At 55.3% G+C, this 20,679-nt stretch carries 20 protein-coding genes and 1 pseudogene; 10 read left to right on the forward strand and 11 right to left on the reverse strand.

Features of this window, described 5'->3' with window-relative positions:
* Positions 1 to 127: 127 nt before the first annotated feature.
* Positions 128 to 1,372, forward strand: a complete 1,245-nt coding sequence (locus tag AC0L7S_RS13440) for a cytochrome P450 (RefSeq protein ID WP_473471522.1) — start codon at positions 128 to 130, stop codon at positions 1,370 to 1,372.
* Entirely contained in the window at positions 1,339 to 4,356 is a 3,018-nt protein-coding gene (locus tag AC0L7S_RS13445) for a Dyp-type peroxidase (protein WP_473471523.1), read from the forward strand. Before AC0L7S_RS13440 ends, AC0L7S_RS13445 begins: the two co-directional genes overlap by 34 nt.
* Before the next feature lie 40 nt (positions 4,357 to 4,396).
* Here the strand turns inward: AC0L7S_RS13445 and AC0L7S_RS13450 are convergent, their stop codons facing one another.
* Positions 4,397 to 4,861: a Crp/Fnr family transcriptional regulator gene (locus tag AC0L7S_RS13450; RefSeq protein WP_473474290.1), complete on the reverse strand. Its 465-nt coding sequence runs from the start codon at positions 4,859 to 4,861 to the stop codon at positions 4,397 to 4,399.
* A gap of 390 nt (positions 4,862 to 5,251) precedes the next feature.
* Positions 5,252 to 5,899, reverse strand: coding sequence for a response regulator (locus tag AC0L7S_RS13455; RefSeq protein ID WP_473471524.1), 648 nt, complete (start codon positions 5,897 to 5,899; stop codon positions 5,252 to 5,254).
* A 422-nt stretch (positions 5,900 to 6,321) separates the two neighbouring features.
* Here AC0L7S_RS13455 and AC0L7S_RS13460 point away from each other — a divergent pair, with 422 nt between their 5' ends.
* The 4 genes from AC0L7S_RS13460 to AC0L7S_RS13475 all read left to right on the forward strand — a co-directional run bounded on the left by AC0L7S_RS13460 (position 6,322) and on the right by AC0L7S_RS13475 (position 8,923).
* Positions 6,322 to 6,738 (forward strand): hypothetical protein, encoded by a 417-nt coding sequence (locus tag AC0L7S_RS13460; protein ID WP_473471525.1) that lies wholly within the window; start codon positions 6,322 to 6,324, stop codon positions 6,736 to 6,738.
* Between the two features lie 105 nt (positions 6,739 to 6,843).
* A complete protein-coding gene (locus tag AC0L7S_RS13465) occupies positions 6,844 to 7,338 on the forward strand; it encodes a hypothetical protein (RefSeq protein WP_473471526.1) in 495 nt (164 codons plus the stop codon).
* 298 nt (positions 7,339 to 7,636) lie between these two features.
* Positions 7,637 to 7,795, forward strand: coding sequence for a hypothetical protein (locus AC0L7S_RS13470; protein WP_473471527.1), 159 nt, complete (start codon positions 7,637 to 7,639; stop codon positions 7,793 to 7,795).
* A gap of 444 nt (positions 7,796 to 8,239) precedes the next feature.
* Positions 8,240 to 8,923, forward strand: coding sequence for a DUF4336 domain-containing protein (locus AC0L7S_RS13475; RefSeq protein ID WP_473471528.1), 684 nt, complete (start codon positions 8,240 to 8,242; stop codon positions 8,921 to 8,923).
* Positions 8,924 to 8,961: 38 nt separating this feature from the next.
* On the opposite strand, the gene AC0L7S_RS13480 is transcribed toward AC0L7S_RS13475, so the two are convergent.
* The 8 genes and pseudogenes from AC0L7S_RS13480 to AC0L7S_RS13515 form a co-directional block, all read right to left on the reverse strand.
* On the reverse strand, positions 8,962 to 9,213 hold the full coding sequence (locus AC0L7S_RS13480) for a hypothetical protein (protein ID WP_473474385.1): 252 nt from the start codon (positions 9,211 to 9,213) through the stop codon (positions 8,962 to 8,964).
* Between the two features lie 122 nt (positions 9,214 to 9,335).
* Positions 9,336 to 9,473, reverse strand: a pseudogene (locus AC0L7S_RS13485) (SH3 domain-containing protein); the annotation flags it as partial.
* Entirely contained in the window at positions 9,440 to 9,937 is a 498-nt protein-coding gene (locus AC0L7S_RS13490) for a hypothetical protein (protein WP_473471529.1), read from the reverse strand. The pseudogene AC0L7S_RS13485 and the gene AC0L7S_RS13490, both read right to left, overlap by 34 nt.
* A 70-nt stretch (positions 9,938 to 10,007) precedes the next feature.
* Positions 10,008 to 10,994: a L,D-transpeptidase gene (locus tag AC0L7S_RS13495; RefSeq protein ID WP_473471530.1), complete on the reverse strand. Its 987-nt coding sequence runs from the start codon at positions 10,992 to 10,994 to the stop codon at positions 10,008 to 10,010.
* Positions 10,995 to 11,126: 132 nt separating this feature from the next.
* Positions 11,127 to 11,903, reverse strand: a complete 777-nt coding sequence (locus AC0L7S_RS13500; RefSeq protein WP_473471531.1) for a lysostaphin resistance A-like protein — start codon at positions 11,901 to 11,903, stop codon at positions 11,127 to 11,129.
* 172 nt (positions 11,904 to 12,075) lie between these two features.
* Positions 12,076 to 12,867 carry an SH3 domain-containing protein gene (locus tag AC0L7S_RS13505; protein ID WP_473471532.1) on the reverse strand — a complete coding sequence of 264 codons (792 nt, stop codon included), beginning with the start codon at positions 12,865 to 12,867 and terminating at the stop codon, positions 12,076 to 12,078.
* A gap of 105 nt (positions 12,868 to 12,972) precedes the next feature.
* Entirely contained in the window at positions 12,973 to 14,946 is a 1,974-nt protein-coding gene (locus AC0L7S_RS13510) for an alpha/beta fold hydrolase (protein WP_473474291.1), read from the reverse strand.
* Between the two features lie 108 nt (positions 14,947 to 15,054).
* Complete coding sequence (locus AC0L7S_RS13515) at positions 15,055 to 15,378, reverse strand: hypothetical protein (RefSeq protein ID WP_473471533.1); 324 nt, start codon at positions 15,376 to 15,378, stop codon at positions 15,055 to 15,057.
* A 293-nt stretch (positions 15,379 to 15,671) separates the two neighbouring features.
* Here AC0L7S_RS13515 and AC0L7S_RS13520 point away from each other — a divergent pair, with 293 nt between their 5' ends.
* Both AC0L7S_RS13520 and AC0L7S_RS13525 read left to right on the forward strand, forming a co-directional pair.
* Complete coding sequence (locus tag AC0L7S_RS13520; protein WP_473471534.1) at positions 15,672 to 16,565, forward strand: LysR family transcriptional regulator; 894 nt, start codon at positions 15,672 to 15,674, stop codon at positions 16,563 to 16,565.
* Positions 16,566 to 16,728: 163 nt separating this feature from the next.
* Complete coding sequence (locus AC0L7S_RS13525) at positions 16,729 to 17,358, forward strand: DUF938 domain-containing protein (protein ID WP_473471535.1); 630 nt, start codon at positions 16,729 to 16,731, stop codon at positions 17,356 to 17,358.
* Positions 17,359 to 17,416: 58 nt separating this feature from the next.
* Here the strand turns inward: AC0L7S_RS13525 and AC0L7S_RS13530 are convergent, their stop codons facing one another.
* The gene (locus AC0L7S_RS13530) at positions 17,417 to 18,121 is read right to left on the reverse strand and encodes an SDR family oxidoreductase (protein WP_473471536.1); all 705 of its coding nucleotides are present in this window, start codon (positions 18,119 to 18,121) and stop codon (positions 17,417 to 17,419) included.
* 115 nt (positions 18,122 to 18,236) lie between these two features.
* On the opposite strand from AC0L7S_RS13530, the gene AC0L7S_RS13535 reads away from it, so the two are divergent.
* Positions 18,237 to 19,169, forward strand: coding sequence for a LysR substrate-binding domain-containing protein (locus tag AC0L7S_RS13535; protein WP_473471537.1), 933 nt, complete (start codon positions 18,237 to 18,239; stop codon positions 19,167 to 19,169).
* A 183-nt stretch (positions 19,170 to 19,352) separates the two neighbouring features.
* The gene (locus tag AC0L7S_RS13540; protein ID WP_473471538.1) at positions 19,353 to 20,678 is read left to right on the forward strand and encodes an NAD(P)H-dependent oxidoreductase; all 1,326 of its coding nucleotides are present in this window, start codon (positions 19,353 to 19,355) and stop codon (positions 20,676 to 20,678) included.
* The last annotated feature ends 1 nt before the right edge of the window (position 20,679 follow it).

Here is a 20,679-nt window from a genome sequence, read left to right on the forward strand (position 1 = left end):
TGCCACGCTCAACGATCCCATACCGGAGTGGACGATTGTGAAAAACCTCACATACGCGGATTGTTCGCGAATGTAGCTCCAAATGGTCGATATCGCGATGTGGCGAATGGAAGGGAACTTGAGCAGCATGTTCAGCATCAAGTACTTCAAGGGTATTCGCGAGGCGCAGAAAAGCCAGCGCCCGCTGTCGGCATTGCCGCCATTTGATCTTGGCCGATTGAAATCCAAGGGTTTTGCAAGCCGCATCACTGGTTATCTTTTTGACGATCCGCGCTGGGCGCTGGCATTGTTGCGTCGGTTTTGGCCGAACCTGGCCATAAGCAATTTCCTGCTTGTCACCCGTGCTGACGATGTTCGTGACATTCTGGAGCGCGGCGACGATTTCGAGACACCCTATGGACCCGAAATGGCCGAAATGGCGCGAGGATCGGACTTCATACTCGGTATGCAGGATGGCGCGGACTACCGGCAGCTGAAATCGTCGGTTTTGAGTGCCTTTCCGCCAGCCGAGATCGAAGCCGTGGTCAGGCCGATCGCCGCATTCCATTCAAAAGACATCATGACCAGAGCGAGCCCCGGTTTCGATACGATTGGCGGTTTGATGAAGGTCGTTCCGGTGCGCATCTGTCGCGATTATATCGGCATCGAGGTCGACGACGAAGCGGAGTTCGCGGATTGGACGGTGGCGCTGAGTGCTCTGTTCTTTTCCGATCCCACGGCCAGCACGGTTATACGCGAACTCGCCGTGGTGGCAGCCGACCGACTGATCAGGGTCATCGACCGTTCGATTGAGGCGATCCGGTGTGAGGAAGTGCAGCGCGATGTGCCGTTAGCCAGACTGGTGGCCATGTTGGATCAGGGTCGCCTTTCATTGGCCGATGTCCATTCGGTCATGATGGGCATGATCGTCGGCTTTGTTCCGACCAATCTGCTGGCCGGCGGCAATTGTCTCGAAGTCATCTTCTCGCGATCCGAGGCGCGGCAAGCTGTCGATGAGGCATTGGCAGATAGCGATACGGACAAATTGGACAAAGCGATCCGGGAAGCGATGCGTTTCAAGCCGATCTGGGTCGGTCCCTGGCGCTATACAGCGCGTGACACAATCATTGCAAAAGGCACGCGCCGCGAGCGAAAGGTCAAGGAGGGTACGGTGGTGATGCCGGCAACGCTTTCGGCGATGTTTGATCCCGCAGCCGTTCAAAATCCAAATGACTTTGATATGTCACGCCCGGATCACGACTATCTGGTTTTCGGGCATGGCATTCACCAGTGCATCGGCGCGGAGATTGCCAGGGTCCAGATCGCGGAGAGCATGCGTGCTCTTTTCGAAAAAAGGGCATGCGCCGTATGGCTGGCAAGGCTGGCCGCATGAAGCGCGTGGGAACTTATCCAGAAAGCTTCAAGGTTGATTTCGAACGCCAGGAGCTTTGCAAGACAGTCGCACATTCAATGGTGACTGTGGTCTGTCCGATCAAGAACACGACCTCGCTGGACGAGTTGCGTACCAGGATCGCTACCCTTGGAAACCCTGCTACGGAAGACATTTGTGCGGCGCTGAATGATACGGGCATCATTCATTTCACCAGTATTGCGGTCGTCGAAACCGAAATGCCGGATGATGGTTCGGCGCAGGCAACCGGGGTTCTCGTTCTGGAGGTTTCGGGTGATGGAAGCATTGACGATGTGATCGATGCGGTTGCCGTAGGGATCGGGCAGCACATCCGGCCAATATTCGAGGAGGATTGCGGCTTGCCGGCCAAAGGTGAGCTGCGCGATTATCTGCGCAAGCACAATGTCGAGATTTCGGCCTCGTTTGGCAGCAATGCCGGGCTGGTGTTTTCGGGTACGCCGGGGCACTCGGTCGAGCGCATACAGGCAGAAGCCGAACTGGCCGAAACGGTTCGCTTAATCGTTGAAAAGCCGCGCCCTGAAAATGGCGGTGCAGCCAAGGTGCTGGCCGAAGTCCGGCAAGCGATCAAATCGGACGAAAGATTCAAGTGGGCGTTTGAACCGGCTGAAAGCCTGCTTGAGAAGCCGAAGGGGAGTTTGTGGAAGGCCACGAAGGCCACGCTCCTTAATCCGATCGTGCTCACCATCGTCACCGCGTTCATCCTCGTCTGCTGGCGGGTCACTTATGTGCTCGTGTTCAGCAATCCGACCGGATTTGTGCCTGGCACAATACTCATTGCCGGTACGGCGCTTCTGTTGACAGTGCTCGGATTGCTGTCGCTGGCCGCGCTGGTCCTCGGCTTATATTTTCTTGCGCTGCGGCGTCTCGAAAAACGCGACCTTCCCAATGATACGGCGGTCGATCTTAACAGGCTGGATAAGATCCTCGCCCGCGAGGACCGGTGGCAGCAGAATCATCTGACCGCGGTTTCGACAATGAAGGCGGGAACCTTGAGGAAGCTCGCATTGAGGCTGGCGTTCTATCTGATCTCGATTTCGGCGCAGAAGGTCTTCAAGCCGGGTATTCTCGGTACACTCGACACCATACACTTCGCCCGCTGGGTGGCGGTGCCGGGTTCCAACAGATTGATGTTCCTTTCCAACTATGGCGGCAGCTGGGAAAGTTATCTCGAAGATTTCATCGCCAAGGCCAGCCTTGGTCTCAATGGCGTGTGGAGTAACACCGAAGGCTATCCGCGAACTCGCTGGCTTTTTCTTGACGGCGCATGTGACAGCGACCGGTTCAAGCGCTGGGCGCGCCGGCAACAATTCCCGACCCTGTTTTGGTATTCGGCCTATCCGCATCTCAATACGATACGAATACGCATCAATTCGAAAATCAGGCGCGGAATCGCCACCGCCTCGGAATATGAAGCGCGGGACTGGCTGAGCCTGTTCGGGTCACTACCACGCCCGCAAGTGGAAACATCGGTGGGCGGCGACACCAGTGCACCCGTTGCGTCGGTGGTAGAGCAACTGGAAACCGGTGAGATACAATCCATCTTCTTCAGTCCGTTCGGTTTGCTGGAAGCCGCGCAAATGCTGGCGATCCATGTGCCGGAGGATCTGACCAGAACCCAACGCAAGACCTGGCTGGAATATATCTGCAAGAAGACAAGTTTTGGCGATGGCATGTGGCCGGAGCGGGCGATGGTGGTGGCATTCGGCCCCGAGGGGCTGCGCCGTCTTGGGCTCGATGGGGGCGTTGATGCAAATCCCTTGGACAGTTTTCCTGTCGCCTTTCGCCACGGCATGGGCAACCCGGAACGGAGCCGTATTCTGGATGACGTCGTAGAAAGCAGGCCCGAAAAATGGCAATGGGGTTCGCTCCAAAAACCTGTTGATGTCATGGTTGTATGTTTCGCCAAGAACATCGACACATTGAAGGCTGAGGTTGCTGCTGTCGAAGCACGAACGGCGGATGCCGGAATGATCGTTCGCGCGCAATTGCCGTTGGCGATCCGGCGTCAGGGCAGGCGGGCTGTCGAACATTTCGGTTTCGTTGACGGGGTGTCGCAACCGATTGTCAGGGGAACCGCCAAAGCTAATGCCGATGTGGCCCCGATGCATCTTGTTGCACCCGGTGAGTTTTTATTCGGCTACCGTGACGAGCATGGCTTTTATCCGGCTTCACCGAATGTCGAGGCGACGCATGATCGGAACGGCATTCTGCCGCTGGTGCCAGGAAATGCCCAAGCTGATAAGCAGCGACAAGCGGCGCACGATTTCGGCAGAAACGGTTCCTTCCTAGTGGTGCGCCAGTTCGAGCAGCATGTCGATGCTTTCCACGACTATTGCAAGGCAGCAGCAAAGCAGGTTGCAAATGAGACGGATAATTCGCAGGTCAACGAACGGTGGATCGCCGCGAAGATGCTGGGCCGCTGGCCTGATGGCTCGTCGCTGGTGCGCAATCCTGACGGTCGGCCCAAGCGAGGCGCTGACAATGACTATTCGTTTGGCGTGGAAGACCCGCAAGGACACAAATGCCCGCTCGGTGCGCATGTACGCCGATCAAACCCGCGCGACTCGCTCGGCGAAGATCGGGACATGCAAATCAGGATCACCAAACGCCATCGCATTATCCGGGTCGGACGAACTTACGAGAAACCGAAAGATGCGGGCGACAAGGCCGAGCAGGGACTTCTGTTCATGTGCCTGAATGCGGACATTGAGCGCCAGTATGAATTCATCCAGCAGACGTGGATCTCATCGGCCACGTTTCAGGGACTTATTGCTGAAAAAGACCCAACGATCGGATCGCGCAGCGGCGAAGGCCGTTTCACCATACCTTCATGGGAAGGAGCGACCGTTTTGACAGGAATTCCGCAATTCGTGACGACGCGCGGCGGCGGTTACTTCTTCATGCCGAGCCGGTCGGCGCTGCGCTATCTCATCTCTCGGCTATGATGTCCGCGTCGATCATGATCCCATTTAGCCGCTTGATGTTCTAATCGTCATTTTGAAAGTCGGCGATGTGGCGCAACGCACAGGCGTTGTTGATGCGCAGGCCGCCGCGCCTGATTTCGATGAGGGAGCGGGTGCGCCAATCATTGAGCGTCTTGTTGACGGATTCGCGCGTGGCTCCGAGGAAGTCGGCGAGTTCCGATTGCGAAATTGGAAGCCATCCTTCCCGGTCTGCCATCATTGTGGCAAGAAATGCCAGGCGTTTGGCCAGTCTGGCTTCTATTCCGAAGAAGGCTTGATCGCCGAGTTCACCACTGACCCATCGCAACCGCGCGCACAGAAGTTCGATCATGGCGCGGACAAGGGCAGGGTGTTTTTCGATGCGGTCGTAAAGCTGGGTTTGACTGAGCGAGACCAATTCGCATTCGGTGCGGCAAATCGATGTGGCGGTACGGGGCTGGCCGTCGAGTGCGCCGATCTCGCCGATCAGGCTTCGCGGAGTTTCGATATTGGCGACGAGCTTCTGCCCCCCGGTGAGTAGATTGCAATTTCAATTGCACCGCTCATGACACCGTAAATGCGGTCTGAGGAGTCGTCCTGGACAAACAGATGCCGGCCGGCCGCGTAGCGTTCGGCTTTGCAACCGCTAAAGAGAAGATCGAACAAATGCGGATCGATCCGCGCTAGCTGCGGTAAAACATTTGCGTCATGCGCCAACTGGGAAGCCATAGCGATTTCCCGTTTTTCATGTGGTGCCAATTGTACGCCAAATGCGGGCATGATCATAGCTCTAACCTCGATCAATCAGTTTAGACCGGACAATGGCGACACTGTCAGGCATGCGGGTTTTTTGCCTATCCCTGGTGCGGCGGGAACACCTGCTGATTGGCGTCACCGGCTACACGGTCATCCAGCCTTCGACCATTGCGTAGTGAACAAGTGCAGCGCGCGTTCGTAGACCAAGCTTTTCATTGGCGCGTTTTCGATAAGTTTCCACCGTCTTGACGCTCAGGTTGAATTTCGATGAAATTTCCTTGTTGCTGAAGCCCTTGGCTACCAGCCTCAAGACCTCTTCTTCCCTGTCGCTGAGCCCCTGTGTTTCGTCGAAAGCGTTCGTGCGCGACCATGTCACCTTTGAAACGATCGCCGGATCGACATAAATTCCGCCGGCGCAGGCTGCGCGGATGGCAGGAACCAGCGTTTCGGCGGCTGACCGCTTCAACACGAAGCCCCGCGCCCCGGCCTGCAACATTTGCTGCACGCAGGCAGGCTCTTCATGGGAGGTGAGCACCACTGTCATGACTTCGGGACAGTCATGGCACAGCCTTTCCACAAGCATGAGCCCGGCGTCACCGGGCAGGGATGCCTCGGAGATGACGATATCCGGCTGTGTTGCTTCGATGCCTGAAATTGCTGTCTCGATGTCGTTGGCCGTGCCGACCACGACGAAATCTCGCTGGGTTTCCAATAGCGCCTTGATGCCCAGAAGCATCACAGGATAGCTATCCACCAGAAAAACGCTTTGACGTATCGATGTTTGGTTCATTAATGCCTCCCAGTTGTCTGGGAGGCGGCACCAACAGGTTTACCCGAAGCAGGTGCCGCCGCCGTGGAATCATCTTATCGCGACAAGTCTTTTAGCTGTGCGACCCATTTCACATTCGCATGCGCCTTTGGCGAGCGAACGAGCAGACGGGGTGGTTTTGGCCTGTGAGAAGATGCGCGGCATCTGGGGCATCCTGCCACTCAAGCGGCTTGTCTCCCGAGTTTGTTCTTGTAGTGTTTTCCCTTACACATGTAGTGTATTTGCGAAATTACTGTAGTCATTCTTCCCTTCCAAATTTAGGGATTTACGTGACTTGTACGAATACTTATTTTTCCGCATCGTATTTGTGTCGAACGTAACGGTTTGTCATTGGAGATCGGCATCCCGTTATTTTTAAGTCAACCAAATATGGGAGAAATCAGATGAAACGACTTCTTATTGTTGCGACAGCACTTCTTGCGATGACCGGTTATGCTTCAGCGTTTTCCATTGGGAGCGGGAATGGCAACGGTAATGGCAATGTCGGATGGGGCAATGGCAATGGCAATGGTAATGCCAATACCGGCGCGTTCAATGGCAACAACAACGGCAACGGGAATTTTGGCGCCCTCAACGGCAACCTCAATGGTAACGGCAATGCTGGTGCCTTTAGCGGCAATGGCAATGGCAATGGCAACTGGGGTTTCGCCAACGGTAACGCAAACGGCAACGCCAATACCGGCATCGGAAACGGCAACGTCAACGGTAATGGAAACTTCGGTATCGGAAACGGCAGCGGGAACGGTAACGGAAACTGGGGTGGCTTCAGCGGCAACTTCAACGGCAACAACAACAACTAATCGTTGTTAGTCGATTGGTCGGGGTCGCTTCTGGATTCAAGTTCGGAGGCGATCCCGTCCAGCAGTTCCATAAATGAGAACAATCCAAGTTTGAGGAGAACAACCATGAAACGTTATATGGCAACTGTTTTGGCCTTTACCGGGCTCATGTCCCTCGCGCTTCCAGCCAGCACTGCCTATGCCTTTTCGGCCGGCAACGGCAACGGCAATGGCAATGGCAATGTCGGGTGGGGCAACGGCAATGGCAACGGCAATGCCAATACCGGCTACGGAAATGGCAACGGCAATGGCAATGGCAATTTCGGGTGGGGAAATGGCAACAACAACGGCAACGCCAACTTCGGGTGGGGTAACGGCAATGGCAACGGCAATGGCATGCCGTCGGCTGATGGGAATATCGGCTATGGCAATACCGGAACCGGAAATATTGGAGCCTTCAATGGCGGCAGCGGCAATATCGGTGCCTTCAATGGCAACAACAATGCCTCAGGCACTTCCGGCAATGGCAATATCGGTTCGTACAACGGCAATTTTAATGGTGGTACGTTCAACGGCAATGGCAATATCGGATCATTCAACGGCAACTACAACGGTAACTGAAACCCGCATTGAACGGAAAAAAGGCACGCGTGCCATCAAACGTTTGGGAGGATGTTGTGACATCTGGACTCATCACGTTCTCAGTCAGAGCCATTATATTCGGGATTGTTCTTGCAGGAATAACTCCACCAGAGCCGGCTGCGGCCTTTGAAATGAGCATTGGCCGCGGCAACGGCAACGGGAATGGCAATTCTGGCAACGGAAACGGAAATTTCAATAGCGGCAATAACAACGGCAACTATAATTCTGGCAATGGAAACGGCAATTTCATGACCGGAAACAATCAGGAAATTGCGATATGGGCGATGATGCCAGCCGCAAATATCTCAAAATGTATCGCTGGCTACAAAACATGCCGTCACCTTACGCCGCGCCCGGCTACATTCCTGGGCTGCCCAAGGGGTTTCGTGTTCCGAAGGGGTTCGAATTCGACTGCGGAGCCAACAAGAAACAGTAGGTGACTGACGGTCTGGAGCGATTTCGGGAAAGTGACATGCGCCGCGTCGAACCTTGCCGTTTCGTCGCGGATGTACGTATTGCGGGGCCGGCGAAACATGGAGAATTTGTAATTTTACGCGAGCGCATAATCGAGTAGATTTTGATGCGCGTGTATTTGTGTCAGGTATTTTAGAGCATCGGGTGACTAAATGGGATCATTCTGCCGGAGGGAATTTGTGGCAAGGCCGAGGGGACCGGTGACGGTCGTAGCGGGACTACGGCCGAACCGGAACCCGATGGATTTGACGCAAATTCACCCGGCCCTTCGGGTTTCCGATCGGCGGACGCCCACTGCGTCGAGGCGCTCGAACGATGGAACCCCATCGCCCTTCGCGTCTCTCCTTGTGGATCGCCGCCCCGCTCGTGAAACAGAATTGATTCCATTTAATCGCCCGATGCTCTAATGCTGGAAGAATTCGGACCGTCTCTCTATTTCGCCGACGGGCCGACCGTCTCGTTTTACGGCTTTCCTTACCCGACCCGCATGGCTGTTGCGCGTCTTTCGGATGGCGGACTGTGGGTGTGGTCGCCGATTTCCCTGAATGATGAACTGGTCAGCGCGGTCGAGGCACTCGGACCCGTGCGCCACATCGTATCGCCCAACAAAATCCATCATCTTTTCCTGGGAGAATGGGCCAAGCGGTGGCCCGATGCACGGCTCTATGCGCCTCCGGGTCTTGCGCGCAAGAAACCGGAGCTTCGCTTTGACGCCGAGTTGCACGATGATCCCGAAGCCGTTTGGGCCGCCGACATCGATCAGGTGATTTTTCGCGGTTCATTGGCAATGGAGGAGGTGGCGTTTTTCCATCGGGCGTCTCGCACTGCGATCGTCTGCGACCTTATCCAGCGACACGAGCGGGAAGGCATGTCGGGATGGAAAGGCAAGTTGATGCAGCTCGATGGCCTGGTGGGTGAACATGGCAGCACGCCGCGCGAATGGCGTGCCAGTTTTCTTGGTCGTGGACCCGCTCGCGCTGCGCGCCAGAAAATGCTGGGCTGGAAACCTGAGCGCCTACTGATCGCGCATGGAGAATGTGCACAGACAGGAGCAACGACGATTATCAGTGAGGCGCTTGGCTGGATGTAAAACCGCTGATGTTCCGGGCGGGACGTCCAAAACCGGTTTCACCCGCCATAAATGACCGCCTCGGGGATTTCATATCGCTCCTTTCCGCCCATGCGGATTAAGTAAAGATCGGCCATTTTTTCGAAGGTGACGGCCATTGTGGCATCGGTGGTAATGGGATCGCCGGCACGAAATTCGATGTATCGCTCCTTGCCCCCGGCAGAGCGATCCAGACACTCGCATTGCCGTTTCCACCCCGCGTAGCACGAAACGAACATGTGCCGGTTGGCTGACCTGGAGCCGTGGAACAAGGCACCTTTCCACTCGCTTCAGAATTGACAATGCCGTCAGAAGACGGCGCACTCGCCTCGGCGACGTAATGGCCGTTGACCCATCCCGTGAATTTCTGATCCGCACCGGCCTCGATCTGGCACCATCTGGCGTTATCAGCCATTTGACAGCCCATGTTGCGAACGCGGTCGCCATTGGCGAGTTTGCCAATGACCTTGTTACCCGTTCCTGGCCCAGCGCGAACATTCAAAGTGTCGTTGGCTGCGATATTCCTGACCATCCAGAAATCAGGCCCCCCGTCAATCCGTCTGCATAGTCGGGGTTCATCTTGGATGGTGCTTGTGCTGCACTGGCGTCGACGGAGATCGAGAGCGAAAAATTTGCGGTTTCGTGACGCCGCGCTGCATTCCTCATGAGATAAACCCGAATGCGGTAGTCGCCGCTCACCGGCAAAGTGCCGTCGAAATTATCGCCTTCGGTCGATCCGATATGAATTGCCGACTGGCTGTCTATCGGCGAGAGATTGAAATAGGCCGAGGCATTGGTGGCCTGGAAGTCGATTGCCATATTCTGGCCCGCGCTGGCGCCCAGAATATAGTCGATGATTTCGTCTCCCTTGATTTTGCCTTTCAAGGTCGTACCCGACAAACCTTCCCCGAAATGTACGCGTTCTTCGTGAATGGCTTGCGCATTGGCAAGACTGCAAATCAGCCAAAGGCATGTTGCCAGAAATGCTGTGCGCATTGCTTTATCTCCTGTTCGATGGGGTCGGCTGCCCCGGTATCGTTCCAACAGTGCTTCGTCGAAAGGTCGATCAAAACAGCCCTGTCATGACAGTGAAATCGATGGACGTGGTTTTCGTGCTGGCGGAATCGTCCGTTGTGACCAGGGTCATGCCCTGCTGCATGCGCTTTTCTATCTCCTTTCTGATTTTCGGATGGGCTTTTATGCGCCGCAATGTGCGGGCACCGTCGCTTGCGTTGCGCTTGGAGGAAAACCCGGAAGCAACCCAGGTCAGTTCATTGCTGCGTGCATTTACCTTGGTCAGTGTGTAAACGCGCTGGCCCAGCGGTTTGTTTGGCGAAACGATATCCGCCTTGCCTGTCGCAACGACCTTGCCATTCTCCCAGACGATAACCGAGCGGTCCTTGCGGCTGACGACGACGCTGGTGGACGACCGGTTTTCGACGCGGCCTTCTGAATATTGGCGCTGCTTGATCGCGCGATCGATGGCGGCGAATTCGCTTTTCGCATAATCGCCAAGCACCATGCCGGGGTGAACGACGGAGGCGGGATGGGAATCATTGTCGGCAATCACAACCGTCATACCGAGCTTGGTGACGGAAAAAAGCAGTTCCGAAAAGGCCAATGGCAGTCTGACGCAACCGTGAGACGCGGGATAGCCCGGTAGATTTCCGGCGTGCAGTGCAATGCCGGACCAGGTCAACCGGTTCATGTTTGGCATCGGTGCATTGTTGTAGGTCGATGACCTGTGATGTTTGTCCTTTTGCAGGATTTTAAACACGCCGGTGGGTGTTGAATGTCCTTGCTTTCCGGTCGAGCAGGTCGAGGCGCCAATGCGAACGCCATTCCGGTAGACATGAACGACCTGATCGGGGATCGATACAATAATGAGAACGGGGCCGCTGGGTGAGCGCTCCGGAAACCAGCTGAACTCACCGTTCCTCAAAAATTCAGCCGTCTTGTTTACGCGCACGGCGCTAACGGCAAGCTTCGTGACAGCTGCCAGTGAAACTGCGGTCGATGCGACAACTGCCACTCCAAATTGTCGTCGGTTCATTTGAACTCCTTCATTATAATCCGTGTTTCCCTGAGATTCGATCCGTTCACATAGTCAAAGCACCTGATTTCGAAAGAGAGTCATGAAGTTCTCGTAAGTGCTTGTTTTCATGCGCATTTTCTGGCGATGTGCTTAGTCATCGGGACTGTTCGCTTGGTGGCTAACATTGCGCAGAATGAACAAGCCATACACAAACAGCGGCAGGACGAAGAGGATGAGAGAAAACTGCTTCAGTATTCCAGTGTCGACTGGCGGCGCATTGCCTGTGACGGCTATCGACATCATCAAGAAAATACTGAAATCCCATAGGGTGTGAAAGATGATGATTGGAAACAATGAGGACGTTCTGATGCGCAGGGCAATGTAGAGAACGCCGCTCATGAAGGCTGCAATTGCTTGTATGACCGCTACTGGCAGGTCTCCGGTGACGAATACGTTGAGCACATGAACGGCCCCAAAGAGTATCGAAGAAAGCCAGACCGCCGGCCAGATGGAAACACGGGTGCGCAATCCCGAATAAAGGATTCCCCGGAACATCAACTCTTCTGAAATTCCAACCAGCGCGGTGTTGATCAGTACGAACCATATTACCCCGGCAGGGGGCAGACCAAGGGCCAGGATCAGTGTGAAAAAGACGATGAGATAAAGTGCCGGAAACCAGAAGACGAGCAGTGATCTTGGTGGGCTTGGTGCGCGCAATCCGACATCGTGCCATCGAAACGCGACAATGACTGCGATAAGAAAGACGCAGGCGAAAACGAACTGGAGGCCGATGCCTCCTGTTACCAGCTCGTTGAGCGAGTGAGCTTCCGACGAAGCGCCAAATGTCGCCCCGTATATGGTGATCACGATCCAGACCACGTAAACGCCAAGTGAGACGAAGAGCCGATTTGCGTGTGAAAACATCATGCTCTCCTGAGTGAGCGCCATGAGGCGTCGGAGTGGTTCAACGAACGAAGCGACCGGAACATTGGTAATCTAGGGCGTGTGGCGTTTTAAAGGGTTCATTTTGCGGCCTTTCTTTTCTTGTTTTCATGCATGTCGTTGTCCAAAACCGCTGCGCGTTTTTGGGCGACATGATTTAGCGCACAAATAGAAACCGGCCGTTCGACCTGAACCGGCATTGGAAATTGCGTCCCGTATGTTTGATCCGTCCATAGACAAAATAACTGCTCCCGGCGAGTTGGGGCCTGCGCGTTTCGATGTTTGTTGGGCGGGTGCCGAATTTTGCCGAGGCCTCACCCCGGCAATAGGCCGACATTTGACGAACCGACACACTGGCGCGGCCGCTGCCATTGTTGCCGCCGGAAAGGGTTGAAGGATCAAAACGGCGACCCTGAAAGCGAAATGTCGCCCGCCGCCCGTCTGATCGCCCGCAGCGAAAAGTCAGCGAATACCATGTCACCGGTCCTGGAATGGTATCGACTACAAGTCCGCCAGCATGGCTTTCGCTGTCGAGTACTCGGTAAGAACCCTGGCATATTCTGCGCGCATCGCGCAGGCAATCCCTGCTGCGTCCCTTGCACTTTACGCGCTGGGCTCGTGCGTTGCTGCTTGGAACCCGGACGTTTGAGGCTTCGCGCAAATAGCGCCCCGCGGCCCAACCGGTGAAACTGCCGTTGCGCGCCGATATCTTGCACCATCGCTGATTGCCGGATTTGCGACATCCCATGTTGCGCACAAGCGTCCCGCTGGCGAGCCGCGCAATAATGCGCCCCTTCGTTGACGGTGCGGTGCGCACATTAAGCGTATCGTTCGAGGCTATGCCCGCGACTTGAAGGTAATCCGGTCCGTCTGCTTCGGCAAAGGCGGGGGATATCGAGAGCCCGGAAAGAAAGCAAAAAACGCAAAACAGAAAACGCAAATTCAGCATGGTTTGATCCTCAAAAATTGTCTGCGCCGATCCGCATGGCCGGAAGTGGAGTTCTGGGCGCGTAGCAAAAGGTTCGACCCATGGTCACAGGCAAGAGCGCCGCCGCTACTTCGCCTTTTTGACCCATGGGGCGATGTAGAAACTCGGCTTGGCGCTTTCGGCACATCGGTTGTCGAACTTTCTCGTCGGGTCGTTGATGAAGGCAACACCCATATCGGCGACGCAATGCTGATAGATGACGGCACCGTGCCCCGCTTCGGGGATGATGAAGCTTTGACTGTTAGGCAGGGTTTCAGTTGCAAGCTTTGCCCAACTCGCGGCCGTTTGAGTATCCCATGTGCTTCCGAACGAAAGCGTTGGTATATCGCTGACAACGGGATCGTGGATGCCGGCGCGTGGATGCGGCTTGAACAGTTCGCACACGGAGAACAATTCTTTTGCGCTCTTGTCCCAGTTCGTGCGGATCTGAGGATAGTCGAGGGACGATGTCAGTTTGCGGTAGCCTTCCAGTGAATTGTATGGCCGATCCTCCTGACATGCATAGATGAACAAGTGAGCGTTACCCACGATGTCGTGCTCAAGCCGCCCGGCGGCGGTGCGGATGGCGTCGAAGGCAGTTGAAACCTCGGTGTCCGACATGGCGTTGACCAGCGCGAGGAGACGTTCCTGGGCTTTGCCGTCAAAATTGTTGGCTATGAAGCGGCGCAATAAATCTTTCGACGGTACTGCATTTTGCAGCGCAGCGTAATCGGCAAGAGCTGCACGCGCCCGCTCGGGGCTGGAAACGATGGGGCCATTTGCCTTCGACATTTCCTGATCGAGGAGTGCAGGCAACGGGCCAAGTTCGCGATCACGACGCAAGGCTTCCTTCAATTCGTCGATAGAGAGATCCAGCGCCTTGCCGCTGGTCTTTGCGATGTCTGCATTTGTCAGCACGAGTTCGAGCAAGCGTTTTTGATCGTCGGATAATTTGGTTCCTGCCTGTCGGGCTTCGTCCGGTCCGGGTTTGTTGATTTCAAGGTCCTTGTCACTGAGCATCTGGAGAGTTGGCATTTTGTCGGCACCTGCCATCTCGTAGATGATGGCAGGGAGATAGGGCGTATAGCTGGCGTGGTGATAGTCTCCGTTTCGCTTTTCGAAGAGCAGCGAAACGACCCCTGCCGGCAGTTTCTTGCCGTCTATCGACAATTTCCCCGCCGCAGCGTTGGCGAAAGCGTCGTTGAGTTTTGTGCCAAGTTCGGGGTAGGCGCCATTGCAATCCTTGTCGGCCTTGCATTCTTTCAACAATGCCAGGATCGCTTCATTTTCGGGCACGGCGAGCGTGTCATACAAGCGCACCGAAAGTGGCGCGACGCCGTCGATGATGACCGCACGAAGCCCCTCGGGCGCGCTGCGCATCACCTCAAGGCTTAGCTTCGTCCCGTAGGATATGCCGTAGAGATTGTAGGTCTTATAGCCCAGCGTCTTGACGATGGAACGGACATCCAGCGCGTTCTCATATGTATTGTAGTTTTCAAGCCCGACACCTTGGGCTTTCAATTCGGCGATACAGTCCTTGAATAGCTGTGTGGACTGTTGGTCGCTGTCTCCGGCATTCGCATGGTCTACATTCCCGCGAGCAATATCGACGACGTTTTCCGTGAGGGCTTTATAGCAAGTCGTTGACCGGCCCGACAATCCTGCCGCGCGCTGATCGAACATGACAATATCGCGGTTCTGCCGCCATGGTTCGAACAGAGAGGCAAAGCCCTTGATGCTCTCGAGAATCCCGCTACCCGGACCACCGTGCAGGTGAACCAGGGGATCGGGTTCGGGATAGGTGGAATGTGATTTGAGTACCGTAAAAAACAGGTCAAGGCGCCGGCCATCCGGTGTGGCGTGGTTTTCCGGTACGTTAACGGTGCCGCAGATGATTGTCTGGCCTTCGATCTCGTCGCGGCCAAGAGGGCGCGGGCAGGCTTTGATGGTGACGGGCGTGGCAGTATCGTAGCCACCAGTTATAAGTTTTTCGAAAGCGGATGTATCGGGATTTCCACTGATGAGTGCGATGATCAAGGCAATGATCTTGTCGTATACCATCAAGTCCGCTCCGAAATTGAATAATCAACTGATCCGTCTGGCGAGGCACGGCTTTTATTCGTAGGTTAGCCGCGCAACGCCAAGACGATCAATTCGCATATTGTTCAATCAATAGCCGCATTCACTTGGCGCGACAGTATCGACGGACTGATAGCGGCCTTCGTTCGTTACCACTTTTGCGCAGGTGCCCGAAGCGCCGTTCCACCAAAATGCGGTCAAGCCACGTGTCCGTGCCAGTATGAAACCGCGCGATTGCAACTGCGTTTCGCCGGACGATCCACGCGCGTCAACAAGATCGGAAAGGTCGGCAGGGCCAGCCATACTAACGGCAGGACCAGGCATGGTGACAGCAGGTTGGCGCATATTGGAACCGCTGCTCTCGCAGCCTGCGAGCGCGAGACCCACAATTGTCATAACCACCAGTTTCTTCATAGCTTTTCCTCGATCATTGGGTTGGCGAACCATATGGTCGTTGCCACGGGTTTAACTTTTCCATACCCGCATAAGTGCCGACATTCGTCTAATGACAAATATCCTCGATACATGACGTCAGATCATAGTGTGTCTTGCGGATACGCGTCGGATCGGCGCGAAGCACTGGTGGGTATGGAGTTCGGCCTGTCACGCCGAAATCACACGGCTCCAGCATAAATCGGTTGTTTATTGTGAAGAAACGTGGCGTCCTATGCCAAGTTTCCTTTCGATTTCTGGCCAGACAGATGTGAATGCCCTCGGAACTCAAACATAATTTGCGCGCGCTACAAGCCTTTGAGGCTGTTGCACGCCTTCAATCGATTTCCAGGGCGGCCGATGAACTGGGCGTTACCCAAAGCGCGGTGAGCCATCAGGTTCGCCGGTTGACGAACCAGATCGGTGAGCGGCTGATGGCCAAATCCGGGCGTGGGGTAGCCTTGTCTGCGGCAGGCGAGAAACTCGCGCGCAATCTTCGCTTCGCATTTTCCCAGATAGACCGCTCCATTGCCGAGGTGATAGGCAGCAACCGTGAGGTTGTGCGGCTTGCGCTTTGCAGCAGCTTTGCGCCCGGCTGGCTTATACCGCGACTTGCCAACTTCTACGCTTCGAACCCTGAGGTCGATCTGCAGCTTAGAATGTATGCACGCGATCCGGAACTGACCGATGAGGTCGCTGATGCCTTCATCACGACGCTACCCGAAGAATCTGGATTTTGGTCGTTGTTTTTGCGGGCGGAGATTCTGCTTCCCGTTATCAAGCGGGAACCTGTTTCAGAAAGTGCCCCCAGGCTGATCACCACAGACATGGAACCGGGGCGAATTGGCAATGACTGGAAAGAATATTGCGCGATTTCGGGCTTCGAATTCAATTTGCCCGATGAACAAGGCTGGCTGTTCGCATCTCACTATGTGGTCGCAATGGATATGGTGAAGGCTGGTTTGGGAGCGGCACTCGTCCCGGATTTTCTTGCCGAATCCGATCTGAATTCCGGAAAGCTGGAGTTACTCAACCCTGCTATCATGCCGACAAATCAGGATTATTATTTGTGCATCAAGGAAGCTCGCCGGTCAGAACAGGCGCTCGATGCGGTTTCACGGTGGTTCAAGGCTGAATTGCCACGAGAAGACATAAGCGTTGCGATATAACCACGCTGGTCGCGCAAGTCGCGACGCGTACCAGAATGGCAGTTGTCCGGCTTGGGAATGGATGTGGTTCGGTGCCTCTGAAGCGGATCATCTGTTCACCCAATCCCTGACGAAAACCGTTGCGTATTTTCCTGGAATTGCTCTGGCAGGAAAGCAGGGAGTAATGATGCGAACCGAGAAGAACGAAATCGAGAATGATGGTCGGTCTATCAGCCCTTCGGCGGAACGCAACAAGGCGCCCATTGCCGCCATTCTGAAACGTGTTTTGCCCGCTCATGGCAAGGTGCTTGAGATCAGTAGCGGCACGGGGCAACACATCATCCATTTCGCCCGCGAGATGCCGGATTTGATGTGGTCGCCAAGCGAGCGCGATGAGGCGGCGCTCCAATCAATCGCACAGTGGATGGCGGCAGAGGCGTTGCCAAATATTCTGCCTCCACTGCGTCTCGATGTGACTGAACTGCCGTGGCAAGTCGGGAATGCAGCGGCGATCGTTTGTCTCAATATGATTCACATCGCGCCCTGGTCTGCCGCGGAAGGTCTTTTCCGAGGCGCGCAAGCCACCCTTGACCAAGGCGGTATTCTCTTCCTCTATGGTCCGTATCTGCGCCATGATCGGAAAACCTCACCGAGCAACGAAGCATTCAATGAAAATCTGCGTTCGCGCAACCCGGAATGGGGCATACGCAATCTGGAAGATGTTGCGCGCTGCGCTACGACGCACGGCTTCGGCCCGCCGGAAATCCATGAGATGCCAGCGAACAATCTGTCGGTGATATTCCGCAAGCAATGAATGAGAAGAGGAGACGCCGCCGGTCTTGCGTCTGATGGTGCTTCTTGTTCGTTGCAGGTTAGACGGAGCGGGTGACGCCGCCATCGACGCGGATGTTTTGACCGGTAATATATCCAGCACCTTCGGATGCCAGAAACGCAATCGTTGCCGCGATTTCCTCGCTGGTGCCATAGCGCTTCATTGGCACACCTTCACGACGTTCTTCGGTCGCGGGCAGACTGTCGATCCAGCCGGGCAGGACGTTGTTCATGCGGATGTTATCTGCGGCATATTTATCTACGAATATCTTGGTGTAGGCGGCCAACCCGGCGCGGAAAACTGCGGATGTCGGAAACATTTCGATGGGCTCGAATGCCCAGGCGGTCGAGATGTTGATAATGACGCCTGATTTCTGCTTCTGCATTATCGGTGCAACGAGGCGGGCGGGGCGCACGACATTCAGGAAGTAGGTGTCGAGCCCTATGTGCCAATCTTCGTCGGATATTTCCAGAATGGGCGCGCGAGGGCCATGTCCGGCGCTGTTGACGAGTACGTCGATGCGTCCCCATTTGGCAATCACTTCATCGACGAGGCGGGACAAGTCATCATTTGACTGGTTGGAGCCGGTGATACCAATACCGCCGAGGCTCTTAGCCAGTGCCTCGCCTTTGCCTGAGGATGAAAGGATCGCCACCTTAAATCCATCGGCTGCCAATTTGCGTGCTGCGGCGGCACCCATGCCGCTGCCACCAGCCGTGACGATTGCAACTTTATCTGTATTCATGGTCTTGCTCTTTCATGGGAGGACGAAATTCATTGTGTATCATGCTCATAGTGGCAGTGCCGTGCGATTTCGTCTAATCAGAAAAATACGCGCGTGCCTGTAGGAAAACTATCGGATGACCTCTCGCCAAGGACCACTTCGCTACCCGCCGCTCAATGCCTTGCGCATGTTTGAGAGTGCGGCGCGTCACCTCAATTTTCGTGTGGCTTCTGAAGAATTGGGTGTCACGCAAGGCGCAGTTGCTCAACAGATCCGGGCGTTGGAGCAGGATTTGAAAGTCAAACTGTTCGATCGGCTGCCGCGCTCGCTGGCTCTCACCGATGCCGGGCGCATATATCTCAGCCCCGTGCGGCGCGCGCTTAAATTGATTGCCGAGGCAACAGAAGAACTGCGCCCGCAGAAAACAGTTCTATCGCTCAGCGTTACGTCTTCTTTTGCAACGAAATGGCTGATTCCTCGCCTTGGTAAATTTACAGACCTCAATCCGGATCTGGAAGTGCAAATCCTGGCAACGAACGGCCTGTCGGATTTTCAAAGTGACGGGGTTGATCTCGCCGTTCGACACGCCAGGCCGCCATTCAGTTCTGGGCTTCGCGCCGACCTGTTGTTTCCGCTTCAGTTGTCGGCAGTTTGCCGCCCGCATCTTCTCAAGACGCCGGATCAATTTCTGACGCCAGAGGATTTCAGCGACCAAGTTCTACTGCATGATGGACACGGGTTCTGGCCGTTATTCTTGCAAAAGGCTGGTGTCGAGATCTCTTTGAACAGGTTCAAATCTCGGAAATTCTCGCATGAATCGCTTGCTATCGATGCTGCAATTGCTGGACAAGGAATTGCGCTTGCCAACGAAGTCTTGATCAAAGACGATTTGATACGCGGGACATTGGTTCGTGCGCTGAGGTACATCTACTGCGACGACTATGGGTTCTTCGTCGTCTCACCTCGAGAACCACGAAAAGCCGATCAGGTACAGATTATGCGCAATTGGCTTTTGTCGGAAGCTGAAATGTTTCTTCGGGACAAAGCTCTAACAGTCCGCAGCGATTGAGTTAAAGGCCAACGAGCCGAAGCTATCCCGGCAAACTCTGTGACTATTTCGGCGCGAACGCTTGCGCGCCTTAAACATTGAAGCGCACCCAATTACGCGCAATTCTTGAACATTCGACTTGATTGCAAGACACATGTTCATTACTCATAGCGCAGCGGTAAGTTCATTACGGAGGAATTTAATATGGCCATCAATGTCGCACCGATTGGACTTGCACGCGATCTCAAGGAGCGAGCCAGTTCGACTAAGCCTATCCGTATCGGGCTTATTGGCTCAGGCGAGATGGGCACTGATATCGTTACGCGCGTTGCGCATATGTCGGGCATCGAGATCGGAGCGATCTCCGAACTGAATATGCCATCGGCACATAAGGCGGTTGATATTGCCTATCGCGAAGAAGGCCATTCACGCGAGATTTCCAACGACGCGGCAATGACGGCAGCAATGGAAGCCGGCAAAGTGGCGGTGACCAACGATGCCAGCCTGGTGATCAACAACGATCTGATCGATGTCGTGATCGACGCCACCGGGGTCCCGGCAGTTGGTGCGGAGATCGGACTGCGGGCCATGGAGCATGGCAAGCATCTGGTGATGATGAATGTCGAGGCGGATGTGACCATCGGCGCTTATCTTAAAAGCGAGGCTGACCGGCTTGGCGTGACCTATTCGCTTGGCGCTGGCGATGAACCATCGTCTTGCATGGAACTGATCGAATTTGTGTCTGCGATGGGCCACCCGATCGTTGCCGCCGGCAAGGGCAAGAACAACCCGCTCAACATTGATGCGACCCCTCCGGCCTATGAGGAAGAGGCGGCGCGGCGCAACATGAATGTGCGCATGCTGGTCGAGTTCGTCGACGGCTCCAAGACGATGGTTGAAATGGCGGCCATTGCCAATGCGACCGGGTTGGTTCCAGACAAACCGGGTATGCACGGTCCGGCTGCGACGCTTGGCGAATTGTCCAAAGTTCTGGTGCCCGAGAAGGATGGCGGTGTTCTTTCAAAAGTTGGAGTGGTTGACTATTCCATCGGTAAGGGTGTTGCCCCCGGTGTGTTTGTCATCGCCGACATGTCGCATCCGCGTATTTCAGAGCGGATGGAAGATTTGAAGATGGGCACGGGCCCTTACTTCACCTTCCACCGGCCGTATCATCTGACGTCGCTGGAAGTGCCGCTGACCTGCGCGCGCGTCGTGCTTTACGGCAAGGCCGACATGGTGCCGCTGGCAAAGCCGGTTGCCGAAGTGTGCGCCGTTGCCAAGAAGGATATGCAGCCGGGTGACAAGCTCGATGCGATCGGTGAGTTCTGCTACCGCGCCTGGATCATGACAGCGCAAGAGGCGCGTTCTGCCAAGGCGGTTCCATGTGGTCTCCTGCAAGGCGGGTCGGTGAGCGCGCCGATCAAGAAGGGCGAATTGATCACCTATGCCAATGCCGCACCGGCAGCGGGATCGAAGATTGCGGAACTGCGCGCGCGCCAGGACAAGCTTGTCTATGGCACGGGAGGTTGAT

It is taken from the genome of Mesorhizobium sp. G2-6-1, from assembly GCF_055809095.1.

Coding starts and splice junctions, on each gene's coding strand:
- AC0L7S_RS13440 (WP_473471522.1), top strand. CDS start 128: ATGTTCAGCATCAAGTACTTCAAGGGTATTCGCGAGGCGCAGAAAAGC.
- AC0L7S_RS13445 (WP_473471523.1), top strand. CDS start 1,339: ATGCGCCGTATGGCTGGCAAGGCTGGCCGCATGAAGCGCGTGGGAACT.
- AC0L7S_RS13455 (WP_473471524.1), bottom strand. CDS start 5,899: ATGAACCAAACATCGATACGTCAAAGCGTTTTTCTGGTGGATAGCTAT.
- AC0L7S_RS13460 (WP_473471525.1), top strand. CDS start 6,322: ATGAAACGACTTCTTATTGTTGCGACAGCACTTCTTGCGATGACCGGT.
- AC0L7S_RS13465 (WP_473471526.1), top strand. CDS start 6,844: ATGAAACGTTATATGGCAACTGTTTTGGCCTTTACCGGGCTCATGTCC.
- AC0L7S_RS13470 (WP_473471527.1), top strand. CDS start 7,637: ATGGGCGATGATGCCAGCCGCAAATATCTCAAAATGTATCGCTGGCTA.
- AC0L7S_RS13475 (WP_473471528.1), top strand. CDS start 8,240: ATGCTGGAAGAATTCGGACCGTCTCTCTATTTCGCCGACGGGCCGACC.
- AC0L7S_RS13490 (WP_473471529.1), bottom strand. CDS start 9,937: ATGCGCACAGCATTTCTGGCAACATGCCTTTGGCTGATTTGCAGTCTT.
- AC0L7S_RS13495 (WP_473471530.1), bottom strand. CDS start 10,994: ATGAACCGACGACAATTTGGAGTGGCAGTTGTCGCATCGACCGCAGTT.
- AC0L7S_RS13500 (WP_473471531.1), bottom strand. CDS start 11,903: ATGATGTTTTCACACGCAAATCGGCTCTTCGTCTCACTTGGCGTTTAC.
- AC0L7S_RS13505 (WP_473471532.1), bottom strand. CDS start 12,867: ATGCTGAATTTGCGTTTTCTGTTTTGCGTTTTTTGCTTTCTTTCCGGG.
- AC0L7S_RS13510 (WP_473474291.1), bottom strand. CDS start 14,946: ATGGTATACGACAAGATCATTGCCTTGATCATCGCACTCATCAGTGGA.
- AC0L7S_RS13515 (WP_473471533.1), bottom strand. CDS start 15,378: ATGAAGAAACTGGTGGTTATGACAATTGTGGGTCTCGCGCTCGCAGGC.
- AC0L7S_RS13520 (WP_473471534.1), top strand. CDS start 15,672: ATGCCCTCGGAACTCAAACATAATTTGCGCGCGCTACAAGCCTTTGAG.
- AC0L7S_RS13525 (WP_473471535.1), top strand. CDS start 16,729: ATGATGCGAACCGAGAAGAACGAAATCGAGAATGATGGTCGGTCTATC.
- AC0L7S_RS13530 (WP_473471536.1), bottom strand. CDS start 18,121: ATGAATACAGATAAAGTTGCAATCGTCACGGCTGGTGGCAGCGGCATG.
- AC0L7S_RS13535 (WP_473471537.1), top strand. CDS start 18,237: ATGACCTCTCGCCAAGGACCACTTCGCTACCCGCCGCTCAATGCCTTG.
- AC0L7S_RS13540 (WP_473471538.1), top strand. CDS start 19,353: ATGGCCATCAATGTCGCACCGATTGGACTTGCACGCGATCTCAAGGAG.